General features: G+C 43.5%; 8 protein-coding genes. 7 read left to right on the plus strand and 1 reads right to left on the minus strand.

From position 1 onward, the window contains the following. Nucleotides 1-17: 17 nt before the first annotated feature. Complete coding sequence (locus M3090_RS07760) at nt 18-2,345, minus strand: family 20 glycosylhydrolase (RefSeq protein WP_249055034.1); 2,328 nt, start codon at nt 2,343-2,345, stop codon at nt 18-20. A 501-nt stretch (nt 2,346-2,846) separates the two neighbouring features. Between M3090_RS07760 and M3090_RS07765 the strand changes: the two genes are divergently transcribed. From M3090_RS07765 to M3090_RS07795, 7 genes are all read left to right on the plus strand, one after another. After that, nucleotides 2,847-6,035, plus strand: coding sequence for a SusC/RagA family TonB-linked outer membrane protein (locus tag M3090_RS07765; protein WP_410553207.1), 3,189 nt, complete (start codon nt 2,847-2,849; stop codon nt 6,033-6,035). A gap of 23 nt (nt 6,036-6,058) precedes the next feature. Beyond that, nucleotides 6,059-7,879: a RagB/SusD family nutrient uptake outer membrane protein gene (locus M3090_RS07770; RefSeq protein ID WP_249055037.1), complete on the plus strand. Its 1,821-nt coding sequence runs from the start codon at nt 6,059-6,061 to the stop codon at nt 7,877-7,879. 322 nt (nt 7,880-8,201) lie between these two features. Beyond that, nucleotides 8,202-9,107 (plus strand): Rpn family recombination-promoting nuclease/putative transposase, encoded by a 906-nt coding sequence (locus M3090_RS07775; protein WP_249055039.1) that lies wholly within the window; start codon nt 8,202-8,204, stop codon nt 9,105-9,107. Nucleotides 9,108-9,465: 358 nt separating this feature from the next. Further along, nucleotides 9,466-11,052 (plus strand): sulfatase, encoded by a 1,587-nt coding sequence (locus M3090_RS07780; protein WP_249055042.1) that lies wholly within the window; start codon nt 9,466-9,468, stop codon nt 11,050-11,052. Nucleotides 11,053-11,151: 99 nt separating this feature from the next. Continuing rightward, on the plus strand, nt 11,152-13,710 hold the full coding sequence (locus tag M3090_RS07785; protein WP_249055043.1) for a beta-mannosidase: 2,559 nt from the start codon (nt 11,152-11,154) through the stop codon (nt 13,708-13,710). Between the two features lie 16 nt (nt 13,711-13,726). Continuing rightward, nucleotides 13,727-16,012: a GH92 family glycosyl hydrolase gene (locus M3090_RS07790; RefSeq protein ID WP_249055045.1), complete on the plus strand. Its 2,286-nt coding sequence runs from the start codon at nt 13,727-13,729 to the stop codon at nt 16,010-16,012. 85 nt (nt 16,013-16,097) lie between these two features. After that, nucleotides 16,098-18,329 (plus strand): GH92 family glycosyl hydrolase, encoded by a 2,232-nt coding sequence (locus M3090_RS07795; RefSeq protein ID WP_249055119.1) that lies wholly within the window; start codon nt 16,098-16,100, stop codon nt 18,327-18,329. Nucleotides 18,330-18,400: the final 71 nt, after the last annotated feature.

Genomic DNA, 18,400 nt, shown 5'->3' on the forward strand with positions numbered 1-18,400 from the left:
ATGTCTCAGACAGTTGCTTAATTGATTGTTATCTCGTCAAGGAACAAGAACGTCTTTCTGCCTGCACCTGGGTGCCATTGTGGCAGAACCGGCGTATTCTTACCTACGATGCGTACGTAACGTGCTTTTGTCTTGTCAAATGTAATATCATTTCTTGTCAGTACATTGTTTTTGCTTCCTTTCTCCAGGGTTGGGATAGCCTTGGAAGCTATTTTGCGGAATTTCTGTCCGTCTTCCGAACCATATACTTCAATGCCGGTAAGTCCGAAAATATAGTCACCGGGTACCAGATAAGTGCCGATGGAGACAGATGAAAATTCTCTTTCCTCCTGCAAATCAATAACTGCGTCGAAATTCTGTCCATAGAAGCCTATATAACGGCCCGAGCGATAATTGTCGTCGCCGGTCAATCCATCCACTAATGTTTGTGCTCCTTTGTAAGTATATCCAGCGTCTGGAGTAGACTTCAGGGTAATGGGACGCATAGTAGCCAGGTTATACTCTATTGTTGATTCCGTTATATGGCTTTCACGTCCGTTTCTGATAGCCTTGGCTTTGATGGTGGTAGTTTTGCCTTCTATGGTGAAAGGCTGTGTGTAGGTCAATGACGTTTCTGTCGGTTCCGTGCCATCCAGCGTATAATAAACCGGTGCGTTGTCAAAGGTCTTCAAGGCAATGACAGCTTCTCCTTCTTTCCCGGTAGGAGTGGCTTCTATCACTACATCTTCGATGTCTTCTTTATAATGGAATCCATATAGTGTATACAAGTCCAATTGATGGCGCAGCCGTTTCAAGAATCCGTCCAGATTCTTGTTGGCCGGATTGCTCCATTGCAATTCACTCAAGGCGGCGATGCGCGGCATCATTTGCCACTCCATTTTCAGGCTGTCTTTGGTCCATTCTGTCCAAATGCATCCTTGTACGCCGATGATGTTTTTCTTTTCTTCCGGAGTCAGCTTGTCAGAAGCCGGTTCAAAATTATACACTCGTTCCACACTGCTTACGCCTTTCAGGCGATTGTAACCCGGATTGCTGAAATACAAATGGCTGATGGGGCAGACAATGGTCTGATGCCCCAATTGGGCAGCCTTGATAGAAGCCGAGACGCCGGTCCAGGCAGCGATGGTTGTGGTCTTGGGATCAGGATTCCCTTCCAATATTTCGTCCCAGGCCAGCATTTTCTTGCCCCGTTTGGCTATTTCCTTTTCCACTTCTCCCATGAAGTACACTTGCAATTGGTTTTCTTTGCTGTGCTCCTTGGTGTCTCGCAATCCCAATTCACGGATTTTCGCCTGGCATTTCGGGCATTTTTTCCATTCCGCTTTGGGACATTCGTCCCCGCCTATATGTATGTAGGGAGCATCCGGGAAGATGTCCATCAGTTCGTTGACCACATCTTTGGCAAATTGCAAAGTCTTCTCGTTGCCTCCGCAAAGTACCTCTTTAAACACACCGAATTTGGTGGCCACTTCATATGGGCCTCCTGTGCATCCCAGTTCCGGATACGAAGCCAGTGCAGCTAGCATGTGTCCCGGCATGTCTATCTCTGGAATAACGGTAATGAAGCGTTCGGCTGCGTATGCCACGATTTCCTTGGCTTCTTCCTGAGTATAGAAACCACTGACAGGAGTCCCGTCAAATTTGCCAGATCCGGGTGCAGTGATTGTTTCCTTGCGCACTGAACCTATTTCGGTCAGTTTGGGATATTTCTTGATTTCGATGCGCCAGCCCTGGTCTTCCGTCAGATGCCAATGGAAATAGTTGATGTTGTGCAATGCCATGACATCAATCAGTTCTTTCAGGTAAGCCACCGGGAAGTAATGGCGGCCCACGTCAATCATGAAGCCTCGATAGCCATATTGCGGGAAATCCTTCACAGTCCCGGCAGGCAGCGAACCTAAAGCCTTTCCGCCCGTGATGGGCAGGGCTTTATGGATGGTTTGGGTGCCATAGAATACGCCGGCTTCTGTCGAGCCGTTTATCGTTACTTGGTCGGCAGTAATGTTCAGTTCATAGCCGTCTTTTTGTGCGATGGCCGGATTCAGTCCTAAAACGATGCAGTTATTTCCGGCTTTTGTGCCGATTTTCACTTCAGTCCCTGTTACCTCTTTAATATAAGAAGCCAGCAGATGGGCTGTACGTTCCAGCTTGGCGTTACCTTCCGGATAGCAAATGCTGGTGGAAGAACGGATAACAAAAGGTGCAGCTTCGGCCGTGGTAATCACCTCTTGAGGCTGGGGGATGACGTTCAGGTCTCCAGTTTGTACTTCTGAAGGCGCACATGCCGCCAGACCTCCTCCTGCTAATAGGCAAATGGCCCATGTTTTCAAACGATTTTTTGTCATAGCAATAAATACTTTAAATATTAATCTCCGCAAAGTTAAATATTTTTTCCTCTTCACCGCTTTAATTCTAAAAAAATATTGGTTTGTGATGCCTGTTTTTTTGTTTTGCAACAACTTTTTTCTTCTTGATTGGCCCCTATTGACATCCTACCAAAGTCGTTCCTGCTCCCTACCTCGTCCCTGTGTTAGACAAGGACGAGGTAGGGAGCAGAAGCAAAGGAGGTCTGAAGAGGAGCCTTCCGAGGTCGGAGAAATAAGCTGTTTCATCCATTGAGAAGGAGCTTTTTTAAAAGAGAAGGAAATATATTTGGTGAAAAACAAATATTTTTTCTTGAATCCTTGTATCTTTAATATTTCTTTGTACATTTGTAGCAGAATTAATTAACCAGAGCTTAAATTTAGTACTAAAATCGAGAATTTATGGATCTGCAATTTTTTAGTAAGGGCTTTATTAAGCAAATGTCGCTGTTGGGGGCCGTCGCCTTGTTGGCTTGTCCCCAAATGGTGAGCGCAGAGGGCTTATCATTGAAAAGCGATGCCGTGAATGTTGTTCAACAAGCAACAGAGGTAAAAGGTGTAGTGTATGATGCTACGGGTTTGACTGTAATTGGTGCGTCGGTTATCGAAAAAGATAATCCGAGTAACGGTACGATTACAGACATTGATGGTAACTTTACTTTGCAGGTTGCCGAAAATGCCACGTTGGTTATTAGCTACATCGGGTATGTAACGCAAGAGGTGAAAGTGACTCCGGGAAAGATTCTGAATGTCACTTTGCAGGAAGACAACCAGATGCTGGAAGAAGTGGTTGTCGTAGGTTATGGCGTGCAGAAGAAAGTAAACTTGACGGGTTCTGTGGCCATGGTAGAAGGGGAAACTTTGGAACAACGTCCGTTGGCCAATGCTACCCAGAGCCTGCAAGGTATGGTGCCGGGCTTGTATATCGACAACAGCAATGCCGGTCGTCCGGGTGCCACTTCTACTTTGCAGTTGCGTGGTCAGGGTAACTTGTCTGGTTCAGGCGCTCCCTATGTATTGGTAGACGGTGTGGAAATGGACTTGGCTGATGTTAACCCCAACGACATCGAAAGCATCTCTGTGCTGAAAGACGCTGCCGCATCTTCTATCTACGGTGCACGTGCTGCCTATGGTGTCATCTTGGTAACGACCAAGAAAGGTAAGGAAGGTAAGACGCGTGTCAGCTATCAGGCTACGTTGGGCTGGACGCAGCCGACCTCTCTGCCGAATATGGTGAACTCTGTGGATTTCGCAAACTTCTTCAATGCCGGTACGTATAACTTTAATGGTACGTATGAGTATAGCGAGGAAAAAATACAGGCATTGCGAGACTATATTAGTACGGGTGCCGGTAATCCTTGGGCTGAATTGACTCCCGGACAGTCAATGGTAGCTGCTTTCGAGAACACTGCTAATGGTTTGGGTAATACAAACTATTTTGATTTGCATTATAAGGATGCTGCTTTCAAACAAAATCACAATGTCAGCATCAGCGGCGGTGGTGAGAAGGCACAATATTATATATCGGGAGGCATGTATAAAGAAGAAGGCCTTTTGCGTTATGCCGATATAGATTATCGCCGTTTCAATTTCAATGCTAATATTACTTCTAAAGTGACAGACTGGTTGAAATTGAAGGTGAATACCAAATATATGAATTCGAATAGTGATACTCCGTTCGGTACGGGGGCTTTGTCGGAAACATTCTATCATAATTTGGCTCGTTTCCGTCCAACGGTTAGTGTTGTAGATCCCAATGGCTATTATACCGAACTCTCCATGATTCCCTATTTGCAGAGCGGTACGTTTACCAATACTCAAAATAACAACCTGACCATGACTGGTGGTTTGGAACTGGAGCCTATCAAGAATTGGCGTATTTTCTTTGATTATACTTATCGGTACAATACTCGTGATTATGAGGCAAAAAAAGTATTGCCTGAAATTCCCAATGCCGATGATTCAGGCACTAACACTGGTACGCGTACAGAAATATATGATGGTGGTGCAGTGAGTGGCTACACTCGTAGTAACAGAAACAATCAGTACCAGTCTCTTAACTTGTACACCAACTATATGATGACGCTGAATGACAAGCATAATTTTACATTCTTGCTGGGTTATCAGGAAGAGTATTATAAATACAAATTGTTGTCGGCTTCTGTGACAGATCTGCAATATCCTTCTAACCCGAGCTTGGAAATGGCAGACGGTGATGTTACATTGGGCGATACACGTTATGGTTGGGCAACCCGCGGCTATTTTGCTCGTATCAATTATGATTACATGGGACGTTATCTGGTGGAACTCAATGGCCGTTACGATGGTTCTTCCCGTTTCTCGAAGGGCAATCGTTGGGGATTCTTCCCTTCCGTTTCTTTGGGCTGGCGTATCAGTGAAGAATCTTTTATGGAAAAAACCAGAAATTGGCTTTCTAATTTGAAACTTCGTGTTTCATGGGGTTTATTGGGTAACCAAGCAGGCGCAGACTATTATACGTTTGCTTCTTCCATGAATCCTACGGGAATTGGTAACTGGTATTTCAACGGTGTCCGTTCCGGCTATTATACTCCGGGTGCAGTAGTGGATTCTAATACTACGTGGGAAAAAGTGGACCATAAGAATATTGGTATCGACTTCGGGTTCTTCAACAATGCTTTGACCGGTACGTTTGACATCTTCCAGCGTGACACGCGCGACATGCTTGGTCCATCGGTTGATTTGGCTGATTTCTTCGGTGCTGCTGCTCCGGAAACCAATAATGCTGAGATGCGTAACCGTGGTTGGGAATTAACCCTGCAATGGCGTGGTAAAATTGGCAAGGATATAGATTATTCTATTGGTGGTTCGGTATCAGATGCTACGGCCGAAGTCACAGCCTATGACGGTGGCTATACAGACCCGGCCAATAACTGGTATAAGGGTAAGAAGGTTGGTGAAATCTGGGGTTACAGAGCTTCTGGATTGATTCAGGATCGAGCTGAAGCCGATGCTTATAATAGTGCATACGATTTATCTTATCTTTCGACACGTGAATGGACGCCGGGTGATGTGAAGTATATTGATTTGAATGGTGATGAGAAGATTGATAATGGAGATAATGTAGTTGGTCGTATGGGTGACATGACTATCATAGGTAATACCACTCCGCGTTATCAATATACAATTAACGGCTCTATCTCTTGGAAAGGTCTTTCTCTGAGTCTGATGTTCCAAGGTGTGGGTAAACGTGACTGGTGTCCGGAGACAGGGACAGCTTATTTCTGGGGTGCAGGTGCTAAGGCGCAAGTGACAGTATTCGAGGAGCACATGGATTATTGGAGAGAGGACAACAAAGGTGCTTACTATCCCAAACCATATATTGGAGGAGCTGGAGCAGTCGCTTCATATCGTGCCAAAACGTCTCAAAAGGCTGATCGCTATGTGCAAAATGCTGCTTATTGTCGCTTGAAGAATTTGACTATCAGTTATGATTTGCCTGAAAAGTGGATTAGTAAAGCGCATTTGACTAAAGCCCAAGTGTTCTTCTCTGGCGAGAATTTGTTGACCTTTACCAAACTGAAGATTTTTGATCCGGAAGGTTTGTTTACGACTAATCTGGCTGGCTCTGATGCTGGTAAGAACTACCCGATGACAAGAGTCTTCTCTGTGGGAGTTATTTTAAATATGTAATCACACAATTAGGAATAAAGATTATGAAAAAGATACATATACTGCTAAGTTCGGTCTTGTGTTTGGGTCTTGCTTCTTGTTTCGACATGGATCAAGAGCCTCAGGGAGAGCTTTCTTCGTCAGAAGCTTTCTCTACGACCAGTGAGATAACGATGTACCTGAACATGTTTTATCAGGGAAGTGTGCCGTATAGTGGGGGTGGAAGTGTGAGTAATTCGGCTATTAAAATGCAGTCCAGTAGTATGACCAATGGCATTGCATTTGGTGATGTCGCAAGCGATAATTTACTGCCTTCCACGCTTAATACCCGTTTGAATGGTGCACTGACCTTGGGAGATGCTGTTGAAATGAATGATTACAAGCCTATTCGCAATGTGAACTTCTTGTTGCAAAACATTGATCGTTGCCAAGACCAAGAGTCTGATGCGTTCAAACAATGTTTGGGCGAAGCTTATTATTTCCGTGCTGCCTATTATTATAATTTGTTGAAAGATTATGGCGGTGTGACATGGATAGACACGCCTTTGGATCCGGATGCAGGTTTGATGCAGCGTCCACGCAATACGCGCACGGAGTTGGCCAACTATATATTGGCAGACTTGGATTTGGCCATTACGAATCTGAATGAACAGAGCAGCAATGCAACGGGGCGTGTGCATCGCGATGTGGCACGAGCTTTAAAAAGTGAGGTTGCATTGTTTGCCGCTACGTGGGAAAAATATCATCGGGCAGAAAATGATGATTTTTATGATAAAACATTAACCAATGCAGAAGAACAGATAACAGATTGGCTGAATCAGGCTGTGGAAGCGGCTGAAGCAGTCATAAATCGGAATGTTTGGAGTATTAGTCGGCAAAATGATAATCCTTTGACAGATTATCGTGATTTGTTTGTTACAGTTGACTTAACAGGAAATCAGGAAGTACTATGGTGGAGACGTTATGATGTTTCGAGCGTTGGAGGAAATAATGTTACATATTATTCTTGGCATGGTGGGGGTGATAAAGGTGTGTCGGCTTCATTGGTAGATGATTATTTGACAAGAGATGGATATCCGTTTGTCGGCCAGGAGAAGTTGGATGCTAAGCTCAATTATGGGGAAGAGTTGGATCCTGAATTGCGCGATCCTCGTTTGTCGCAGACTGTGTTTATGCCGGGACAGCCTCAGACTGCTAATACTAATTTTACATGGCCTCCTATTGATATGACTGATTACCGTCGTAATACAACAGGGTATTCGTTGTTAAAACATTCGCAGTTCGAATATGATGAAAATTCTGGCAGATATGGAGAAGCGCAAGGGGAAACTCCTGCTATCCAAGTTCGTTATGCGGATGTTTTGTTAAACTATGCCGAGGCTTTGGCTGAACTGGATGGTGCAGCAAATGCTTCGCGTATCCAATCTGCTTTGCAACCTTTGCGTGATAGAGTTGGTATGCCAGGTGTAGATTTCGATCGTGAATATAATACAGATGCGGATTATCCTTTCCGCAATTTGGATAAATATGTTCAAGCAGTGCGTCGTGAACGTCGTGTGGAAAAGGCTGCTGAAAATTGTCGTTTAACTGACATCTTGCGTTGGGCTGCTGCTGATGAGTTGATAGTAGGCAAACTGCCGATAGGTGCGCTTTATACAGGAACTACGTTGGAGCAACATTTCTCTGGTACTTTGTCTGATGGTAATGGTATTTGGTTGACTTCAGATGGTTATATGCTTTCTACTAATGTTACTACTGGTTGGCAGTTTAGGGTAGATCGTGATTATCTGTTGCCTATTCGTGATGCGATGGTTGGTTCGGATGGTTTGGCTGGTGGCATGTGGGAACCAAATCCAGGTTGGTAATTTAAGTTAAAGTTCGATATGTAGAAGTCCGGGGATTCGGGAGTCCTGAATCTCCGGATTTTTTATGGTAATTTGGTTTGGTGAGGTAGCGGTAATTTGGGGCAAATGTTGTTTAAAATTCACTTTCTGTTATGTTGAGTGTTGTGCTCCCTTGGCAGAAGGGGAAGATATTAGGGGGATATTTTGATTACGCTATATAACTTCAATAATGTGGTTTCGGTGGCTACCTCTTCAAAGATTTGCTATTTCCAGGAAAATCATTAACTTTGCATAGAAATAGAAAGAGTATGTACGGGCACGCTTGCATTAAAATAACATAGATATGAAGGAAAACTTGATACGTTTCGACTGGGCGATGAAGCGTCTGCTTCGTGACAAAAGCAATTATGTGGTTCTGGAAGGTTTTCTTTCCACTCTTTTGGGGGAGGATCTGCACATCAAACGTTTTCTGGAAAGCGAAGCCAATCAGTCGGATGCGACAGATAAGTTTAATCGCGCGGACATCTTGGTGGAAGATGCCCAAGGGCGATTACTTATCGTGGAGGTACAGAACAACCGGGAGTTGGATTATTTCCACCGCATGCTTTATGGTGTCTCTAAAACTATCTCTGAGTATATCAATTTGGGAGATGATTATGACAAGGTGCGTAAGGTCTATTCTATCAATATTGTCTATTTTGATTTGGGACAGGGCGAAGATTATATTTATCACGGGAAAACAGAATTCCGCGGTTTGCATAATCCCCATGATATCCTGAAATTGTCTGTACGTCAACGGGAGATGTTTGTGGGCAAAGAAGCCGGTGACATCTTTCCAGAGTACTATGTGCTTCGTGTGAATGATTTCGATAAGGTGGCTAAAACTCCTTTGGACGAATGGGTTCAGTTTCTTAAAACGGGTGAAATAGACAGCACTGCTACGGCCAAAGGCTTGCCCGAGGCTCGTGAACGTTTACGTGTGGATTCTTTGCCTAAAGCGGAAAAGCAGGCCTATTTTCGTGATATGGAAGCCATCCGTTATCAGCGGAGTGTCATAAAAACCGGTTGGTACGAAGGTCGTGCGGATGGTTTGGCAGAAGGTCGTGCAGAAGGCCGTGCGGAAGGCATTGCAGAAGGGAAAAAGGAGAATACTCGAGAAACAGTGCGGCGCATGAAAGCTTTGGGATTGCCCATGGAAACCATTGCCCAAGTTACCCAGTTATCATTTCAGGATATAGAAAAGATGTAGGAGTCGTTTTTGTTTCTGACATAGTTGTAGATGTGTTGTAAGTAAAAAACTCTTTTCTTTTTCGCATATATGAAAATCAATCCGTATCTTTGTAAACAATCTCATACGAGATAAACAATCGTTTTTGTTAATCTAATGCTCACAAGAACTTGCTGAATAAAAATAGAATACTATGAATGAACTGAATGGTAAATACACTTGCTTCGAGGGGGTTATTAAGTATCTGCTATTGTGACTTGGCCTTCATTCGGAGTGAGTGAACTTTTTCTTGAATGAGATAATGTCCGCTTCTTTGTTTGGACGGACAATTTGTTATTAAATCTTGCTTACATTATTAATCACGTAATATTTTTAATCTATGAAACAATTGACTCCCACTTTTTTTTATCCCTTGACAGGCATGGCAGCCTTGGCATCGTTAACTTCATGCGCTGATAACAAAAAGGAAGTAGCTAAGCAGTATAATATCGTGTATATCATGACTGATGACCATACAGCTCAGATGATGAGTTGTTATGGAAGCCGTTTTATCGAGACGCCCAATCTAGATCGAATAGCTAACGATGGGGTGATTTTTACCAATAGTTTTGTGGCTAATTCATTAAGTGGGCCGAGCCGCGCCTGTATGTTGACTGGAAAACATAGTCATGCCAACGGTTTTACGGATAATACAACTTGTATATTTGATGGGTCACAGCAGACAGTTCCGAAATTGTTGAGAAAAGCGGGTTATCAGACTGCTATCATTGGAAAGTGGCATTTGGTAAGTCTGCCTACGGGATTTGACCATTGGGAGATTGTACCGGAGCAGGGGGATTATTATAATCCGGATTTTATTAATATGAATAATGATACTATTCGTAAGGAAGGTTATATAACTAACCTGATAACGGACATGAGCATTGATTGGATGGAAAATCAGCGGGATAAGGAAAAACCATTTTGTTTGTTTATCCATCATAAAGCGATTCATAGAAATTGGTTGCCGGAGCTGAAATATTTGTCTTTATATGAAGATAAAACGTTCCCTCTTCCGGAGAACTTTTATGATGATTATGAAGGACGTCCTGCTGCTGCTGCCCAAGAGATGAGCATTGCAAAAGATATGGATTTGATTTATGATAACAAGATGAACCGGCCAGACAAAGTGACTCCTTTGAAGGAACGTTATGAAAGCTATGTAGGGCGTTTGAATCCGGAAGACAGAAAGGTTTATGATGCTTTTTATAAACCGATTATAGAGGATTTTTATAAAAGGAATCTGCAAGGAAAGGAGTTGGCAGAATGGAAATACCAACGTTATATGCGTGATTATTCCAAAGTTGTTAAATCATTGGATGACAATGTGGGACGTGTTTTAGATTATTTGAAGGAAAAAGGCTTGTTGGATAATACGTTAGTGGTTTATACTTCCGACCAGGGCTTCTGGATGGGTGAGCATGGATGGTTTGATAAACGTTTTATGTATGAGGAATCTTTCCATACTCCATTGATTATGCATTTGCCGAAAGATTTCAAGGCTAAAGGGGAAATCTCGCAGATGGTACAAAATATAGATTATGCACCGACTTTTCTTGAATTGGCTGGTGCGCCTATTCCTGACGACATTCAAGGGGTTTCTTTGGTGCCGTTGCTGAAAGGTGAAAAACCTGCTGATTGGCGTACCTCTTTATATTATCATTTTTATGAATTTCCTGCTGAGCACATGGTGAAACGTCATTATGGAGTGCGCACAGAGCGTTATAAATTAATTCATTTTTATAATGATATTGATGAATGGGAGTTGTATGACTTGCAGGAGGATCCTTCTGAAATGCATAATCTCTACGGAAAGCCTGGTTATGAGAATATTACTGCAGATCTGAGGAAGGAGTTGTTGCGGCTTCAAACGCAATACCAGGATCCGATAGAAGAAAAATTGAAAGCTCAAAAAGCACAGAAGTGATATTTTTTTCGCATCTTTTCTGCGAGGAAAGTTGGGTAGTTCGTAAAGCTTTTCTTGCAGAAAAGGTGCATGGATTTGTAAATTTGAATATCAATTTTCATGAAATGCATTATTTCCCTTATGTTGCTGTGTTATTCTGCTTTATTATCAAGTCAATGCAGATTCTTGCCGGAAATAGTAGATTTGGACAGTTGTTGGACTTTCTCAAATGTAGCGAGTAATGATTGGCTACCAGCCGTTGTGCCTGGTACGGTACATCAGGATCTTCTAAGACATGAACTTTTGCCTGATCCGTTTTTTGGTACTAATGAGCAGAAAATCCAATGGGTGGAGAATGAAGATTGGGCTTATCGGACTACGTTTACATTGAATGAAGTGCAAATGGCTAGGCAAGCTGCCCGTTTGGTTTTTGAAGGATTGGATACGTATGCGGATGTCTATCTGAATGGTTCTCTGATTTTATCTACCGACAATATGTTTAGAGGGTATGAAGTGGACGTGAAACATTTGTTGCATATAGGAGAGAACCGTTTATATGTTGTATTTCATTCTCCTATTCGCAAAGCTTTGCCTCAATGGGAGACTAATGGCTTTGAATATCCGGCAGATAATGACCATGCAGAGAAAAAAGTGAGTATCTTTACTCGGAAGGCACCTTATAGTTATGGTTGGGATTGGGGTATCCGGATGGTTACCTGCGGCATTTGGCGACCGGTCTCTTTGAGGTTATATGATGTGGCTCGTATAGATGATTATCTGGTGAAACAGTTGTCCCTGAACGAGAAGGAAGCTTGTTTAGATAATCAAGTGGAAATTTGGAATGTTTCTGATACAATCGTTGCTGCCGAAGTAGAGGTTGATTGTTCTTTGTCGGGTGAGAATGTAGGGAAAGAGATTAAAAAAGTCTCTTTGCAACCGGGAAAAAATCTAATAAGTTTGCCTCAGATTGTTGAGGAGCCCCAAAGATGGATGCCTAATGGTTGGGGAAAACCTGTGCTTTATGATTTTTCGGCTAAGGTTAGATTTAATGGGGAAGTCGTGGCTGAAAAACAGCATCGCATAGGTTTCCGTACGTTACGGGTTGTGACAGAGAAAGATGATAAGGGTGAATCGTTTTATTTTGAAGTGAACGGTGTTCCGATGTTTGCAAAAGGTGCTAACTATATACCTTCGGATGCTATGCTCCCTAATGTAAATTCTGAGCGGTATGAGAGATTGTTCCGTGATATTAAGGAAGCTAATATGAACATGATACGTGTGTGGGGTGGAGGTGTATATGAAGATGATCGTTTTTATGACTTGGCTGATGAGAATGGCATTCTGGTTTGGCAAGATTTCATGTTTGCTTGTACTACTTATCCGGCTGATAATACCTTTTTGCAAAGGGTAACAGAAGAGGCGGAATATAATATTAAGCGTCTGCGTAACCATGCTTGTTTAGCGATGTGGTGTGGAAATAATGAAATACAGGAAGGTATAAAATTCTGGGGGTGGAAAAAACGTTTTGGAGAGGAAATTCATAGTCGATTCCAAATTGATTATGACAAATTGTTTCATGAGTGTTTGCCGGCTTTAGTAGAAAAGTATGATGGTGGACGTTTTTATATGCATACATCTCCTTATTTTGCAAACTGGGGGAGGCCTGATACTTGGAAAGTGAGAGACAGTCATAATTGGGGTATCTGGTATGGGAAGAAGCCTTTTGAGTCGGCTGACGAGGAATGGTGCCGTTTTGCCAGTGAATACGGTTTCCAATCATTTCCAGAAATGAAAACCATCGAAACATTTGCTTCGCCAGAAGATTATGATATTGCATCGGAGGTGATGACTGCTCATCAGAAGAGCACGGTAGGCAATGATTTGATAGCAACTAGTATGGAACGTTATTTCAGAATGCCCAAAAGTTTTGAGGACTTTGTTTATGTGGGTTTGGTTTTGCAGGGAATGGGGGTACGTCATAGTATTGAAGCTCATCGTCGCCAGCGTCCTTATTGTATGGGCTCTTTGTATTGGCAGTTGAATGATAGTTGGCCGGTGGTATCATGGTCTAGTATTGATTACTATGGTAATTGGAAAGCGTTGCATTATCAGGCAAAGCGGGCTTTTGAACCTTTGTTTATTAATACGTTGAACAAAGAGGATAGCTTGCATGTTTACCTTATCTCAGATAAATTGGAAGATTTGAATAATTTGAGGTTGAGTATGAGGTTGATGAATTTCCAAGGAAAAGAGTTGCAACGGCGCGAACAAATTGTTGAGCTTCCTGCTAATTCGGCAAATGAAGTTTATGCTTGTCCGTTAGGGCAATGGATGGTATCTGAAGAGCATAGCACAAGTTTTATGTTGCTGACGTTACGTGACAAAAAGGGGAAAATTCTGGCACAGGATGTACACTATTTTGTTCCGACCAAAGATTTGGATTTGCCGAAAACACAAATTAAGTATAAAACGAACTTTATAAAAGACCATTACGAAGTTACTCTTTCGAGTAAGGAATTGGCTAAGGATGTTTTTATACAGATACCTGTACAGGGCGCGAAATTCAGTGACAATTTCTTCGATCTTTTGCCTGGAGAACGACGGACGATTTTGATTGAAGCACCCGGATTGACAGGAGAAGAAGAAATCAGTATTAAACATATACGTGAAACTTATTAATCTTTTAGATATACAAATGGATAGGAAACCTATACTGCCAGTTTTTGTTGGGCTACTGTTCTTGGTTGGATGCCATACGGTAACAGTAGATAAGGATTATACGCAATATGTCAATCCTTTTATTGGAACAGGAGGACATGGACATACATATCCGGGAGCTGTTGTGCCTAATGGCATGATTCATCCCAGCCCGGATACGCGTATTTATGGATGGGATGCTAGTGCGGGATACTATTATGCAGACACAACAATCAATGGTTTTTCGCATACGCATCTTAGTGGAACCGGATGCAGCGATTTTGGTGATGTGCTGTTAATGCCTACTGTGGGTGAGCAACAGTGTGCGGGAAAAGTGGAAGGTAGTCAAACATTACCATATGCTTCTGCTTTTTCTCATGAGCATGAAGAAGCGTCTCCAGGTTATTATTCGGTATTTTTGGACAGGTATGGTGTTAAGGCTGAATTGACTGCTACGTCTAGAGTGGCGTTGCATCGCTATACATTTCCAGAGAGTAATGATGCCGGTTTTATTCTAGATTTGGATTATTGTATTCAGTTTTTAAATCAACGTAATCGGGAGTTGAAACTGGAGCAAGTGAATGATTCTACCTTGCGTGGATATAAGTATACCAGCGGTTGGGCCTGGAAACAGGATGTGTATTTTGAAGCAGTATTCTCCAAGCCTTTCACTTGCACATTGGTGGAAGAAAGCACTTTGTCAAAGGACGGACGTGAGGTGCCTTCTGCATGCAAGGCTTTGCTTAAATTTCAAACGCGGAAAGATGAACAGGTAATGGTTAAGGTGGCTCTTTCCGCAGTGGATGCAGATGGTGCTCATGCTAATCTGAAAGAAATTGTCGGATGGGATTTTGATGGTATACGCAGGCAAGCGCAGCAAGCATGGAACCGTTATCTTTCAAAAATTGATATTGAGACGCAAGATGAGAAGCAAAAACGCATTTTCTATACGGCTTTGTATCATACAGCCATCTCTCCGGCTTTGTTTACCGATGTAGACGGGCGTTATCGGAGTATGGATCGTAGTATTCGGCAGACTGATGCTGCACGTCCTATGTATACTATATTTTCTCTTTGGGATACTTATAGGGCTGTACATCCTTTGTTGACAATTATAAATCCGGAACAAAATTCGTTGTATATCCATACACTGCTTCGTCAATATCAGGAGGGGGGAATTTTGCCTATGTGGGAACTGGCTGGTAATTACACAGGAACGATGATTGGTTATCATGCAGTTCCGGTTATTGTGGATGCTTATATGAAAGGGGACCGTAGTTTTGATGCACAATTGGCTTTGAAAGCTTGTATGCGCAGTGCAGAATATGATACTGTGGCTCCTATCGCTACTACGGCTTATTTGATGCATAATGCTCTGATGCCTCGCTCGAAATATTATAAGAATGAACGAGGGTATGTACCTTGCGATGTGGAGGTGGAGTCGGTTGCCAAAGGATTAGAATATGCCTATGACGATTGGTGCATCAGTGTTTTGGCGGAGGCTCTGGGTGATACAGCTACGCAACGTGTATATGCAGAGCGTGCTCAGTATTATCGCAATTATTATGATTCTTCTACGGGGTATATGCGTGGCAAAGATTTGAAAGGGGAATGGCGTACGCCTTTCAATCCGAATGCAAGCAATCATAGGGCGGATGATTACTGTGAAGGTAATGCCTGGCAATGGACTTGGTCGGTGCAACATGATGTGATGGGGCTGGCCGATTTGATGGGAGGACGTAAAGCTATGTTGGCTCGACTGGATACGTTGTTTACAACAGATGCCAAGTTGGAAGGCGAACAGATATCAGCCGATATCAGTGGACTTATCGGGCAGTATGCGCATGGTAATGAACCAAGTCATCATATTATTTATATGTATAATACTTTGGGAGAACCATGGAAGGCACAAGAATTGTTGGATACAGTGTTGCATACGCAGTACCAGGATATGCCGGATGGCTTGTCTGGCAATGAGGACTGTGGGCAGATGTCTGCGTGGTATGTCATGAATGCTATGGGATTCTATCAGCCATGTCCTGGTCGTCCTGAGTATTCCATTGGCCGTCCTCTGTTTGATAATGTTACTATCCGTTTGCCGGAAGGGAAAATGTTTCATATTACAGTAGTGAATAATTCACCTCAGAACAAATATATACAGGAGGCAACGTTGAATGGGATTCCTTTGACGTCTCCTTTCTTTAGTCACAATGACTTAATGAGTGGCGGTACGTTGGAGATAACTTTGACGGATAAACCGACTCAATGGGGCACTGGGCTGTGAAGTTTTGAAATGAGTATAAATAATGTGACATAAAAAACTTATGATGCACTTTAAGAATTATTGTTTAGGTGGCTTATTGGCCGTTATGTTTCTGTTTCCCCGGGTGGGGTGGGCAGATACGGGAAAAACTCCGGTAGATTATGTGAATCCTTTTGTGGGTACAACTAATTTTGGTACCACTAACCCTGGGGCAGTATGTCCACAGGGTATGATGTCCGTAGTTCCTTTTAATGTATTGGGAGGTATAGATGGAAATAGAGATAAAGACAGCCGGTGGTGGTCTACTCCTTATGAATATAAGAATACTTATTTCACAGGCTTCGCTCATGTTAACTTGAGCGGAGTGGGATGTCCGGAGTTAGGTTCTCTGCTCCTCATGCCCACCACTGGGCAGTTGGAGGTCGATTGTCTGAAGTATGGCAGCGCATATACGGATGAAAAGGCTGTGCCTGGTTATTATTCCAATCGCTTGGTTAAGTATGATATACTGACAGAGGCAACGGCCACGCTCCGTACGGGCCGTACCCGCTTTACGTTTCCTGCGGGGCAGAGCAATATCTTATTGAATTTGGGGGAAGGATTGACCAATGAAACCGGGGCTACGGTCCGGTTTGTCAGTGATACGGAGATAGAGGGAAGCAAATTGTTGGGTACATTTTGTTATAATCCGCAAGCTGTTTTCCCTATTTATTTTGTAATGAGGGTCGATAAGAAACCTAAAGCTTCCGGATATTGGAAGCAAATGCGGCCGATGACTGCGGAAGCACAGTGGGATTCTACAGCCGGGAAGAAGAAAATCTATACCAGTTATCGGAAGGAAATAAGCGGTGACGATGTGGGTGTATGGTTTACTTATGATACTGCCGAAGGCGAACAGGTAGAAGTCAGTATGGGGGTTTCTTTTGTCAGTATTGCCAATGCCCGGCAGAATCTGGAGAAAGAGCAGACCGGACTCTCTTTTGATGACATCCGTCTGGCAGCCCGGAAGGCTTGGAACGATGACTTGAGCCGTATCTTGGTTGAGGGAGGAACGGAAGAGCAGAAACGTGTCTTTTATACGGCTTTCTATCATTTGCTTATTCATCCTAATATCTTGAATGACGTCAACGGGGAGTATCCCGCCATGGAGTCTGACGCGATACTCACTACCGATGGGCGTCGCCGATATACAGTTTTTTCTTTGTGGGATACTTATCGTAATGTCCACCAGCTTCTTACTCTTCTGTTTCCTGACAGGCAGATGGATATGGTGAATACAATGTTGGATATGTATCGTGAGCATGGCTGGTTGCCTAAGTGGGAGTTGTACGGACGTGAGACGCTTACCATGGAAGGCGATCCGTCTATTCCTGTGATTGTGGATACTTGGTCCAAGGGGTTGCGCGATTTTGATGTCGATTTGGCTTACGAGGCCATGTATAAGTCTGCCACTCTGCCGGGACCGGAAAACCTGATGCGCCCTGATGCCGATGATTATTATGCTTTGGGCTACGTTCCTATCCGTGCCAAGAATGACAATTCTGTCTCTCATGCGTTGGAGTATTATATTGCCGATTATGCACTTTCACGTTTCGCGGATGCTTTGGGTAAGAAGGATGATGCGAAACTGTTTTATCAGCGTTCGTTGGGATACAAGAATTATTATTGTCCGGATTATGGCACTTTCCGCCCGAAACTGCCGGACGGCACGTTCTATTCTCCTTTCGACCCGATGCAGGGGGCGAATTTTGAGGAAAACCCCGGCTTTCATGAGGGCAATGCGTGGAACTATACATTCTATGTCCCTCATGATGTCAAAGGGCTAGCCCGTTTGATGGGGGGACGTAAGGCTTTTGTGTCGAAATTGCAGTCTGTCTTCGATAATAACCGTTATGACCCGGCCAACGAGCCTGACATTGCTTATCCTTATCTGTTCAGTTATTTCCCCGGCGAGGAGTGGCGTACGCAGGAGTTGGTGCCCAGGTTGGTCGATACTTATTTCAAGGATGCCCCCGACGGTATTCCGGGCAATGATGACACGGGTACCATGTCTGCCTGGGCTATTTTCAGCATGATGGGTTTTTATCCGGACTGTCCGGGCGTGCCGGAATATATGCTTACCACGCCGATGTTTGACAAGGTGACCATCAAGCTGGACCCGCGTTATTATAAGAATGAGGAACTGGTCATCGTGACTCATCGTCCGGCCGATGGCAAGGATGCTCTTTATATCGGGAGGGTTGAATTGGACGGACGCAAGCACAAGGGTGTCCGCATTACGCACGACGATTTGGTACATGCCCGTGTTGTGGACTTTTATCTGACGGATAAGAGGTAAGGTATAGTTGAAGCAAAAGACAAGAGGCTGCATCGGAAACCGTCATCCCGATGCAGCCTCTTTCTTTACAC

The sequence above is a fragment of the Bacteroides sp. ET71 genome (assembly GCF_023336905.1).
GTDB lineage: Bacteria > Bacteroidota > Bacteroidia > Bacteroidales > Bacteroidaceae > Bacteroides.

What these genes read in the sequence shown, in the direction of transcription:
- M3090_RS07760 (WP_249055034.1), bottom strand. Translation starts at nt 2,345, where the DNA reads ATGACAAAAAATCGTTTGAAAACATGGGCCATTTGCCTATTAGCAGGA.
- M3090_RS07765 (WP_410553207.1), top strand. Translation starts at nt 2,847, where the DNA reads ATGGTGAGCGCAGAGGGCTTATCATTGAAAAGCGATGCCGTGAATGTT.
- M3090_RS07770 (WP_249055037.1), top strand. Translation starts at nt 6,059, where the DNA reads ATGAAAAAGATACATATACTGCTAAGTTCGGTCTTGTGTTTGGGTCTT.
- M3090_RS07775 (WP_249055039.1), top strand. Translation starts at nt 8,202, where the DNA reads ATGAAGGAAAACTTGATACGTTTCGACTGGGCGATGAAGCGTCTGCTT.
- M3090_RS07780 (WP_249055042.1), top strand. Translation starts at nt 9,466, where the DNA reads ATGAAACAATTGACTCCCACTTTTTTTTATCCCTTGACAGGCATGGCA.
- M3090_RS07785 (WP_249055043.1), top strand. Translation starts at nt 11,152, where the DNA reads ATGAAATGCATTATTTCCCTTATGTTGCTGTGTTATTCTGCTTTATTA.
- M3090_RS07790 (WP_249055045.1), top strand. Translation starts at nt 13,727, where the DNA reads ATGGATAGGAAACCTATACTGCCAGTTTTTGTTGGGCTACTGTTCTTG.
- M3090_RS07795 (WP_249055119.1), top strand. Translation starts at nt 16,098, where the DNA reads ATGTTTCTGTTTCCCCGGGTGGGGTGGGCAGATACGGGAAAAACTCCG.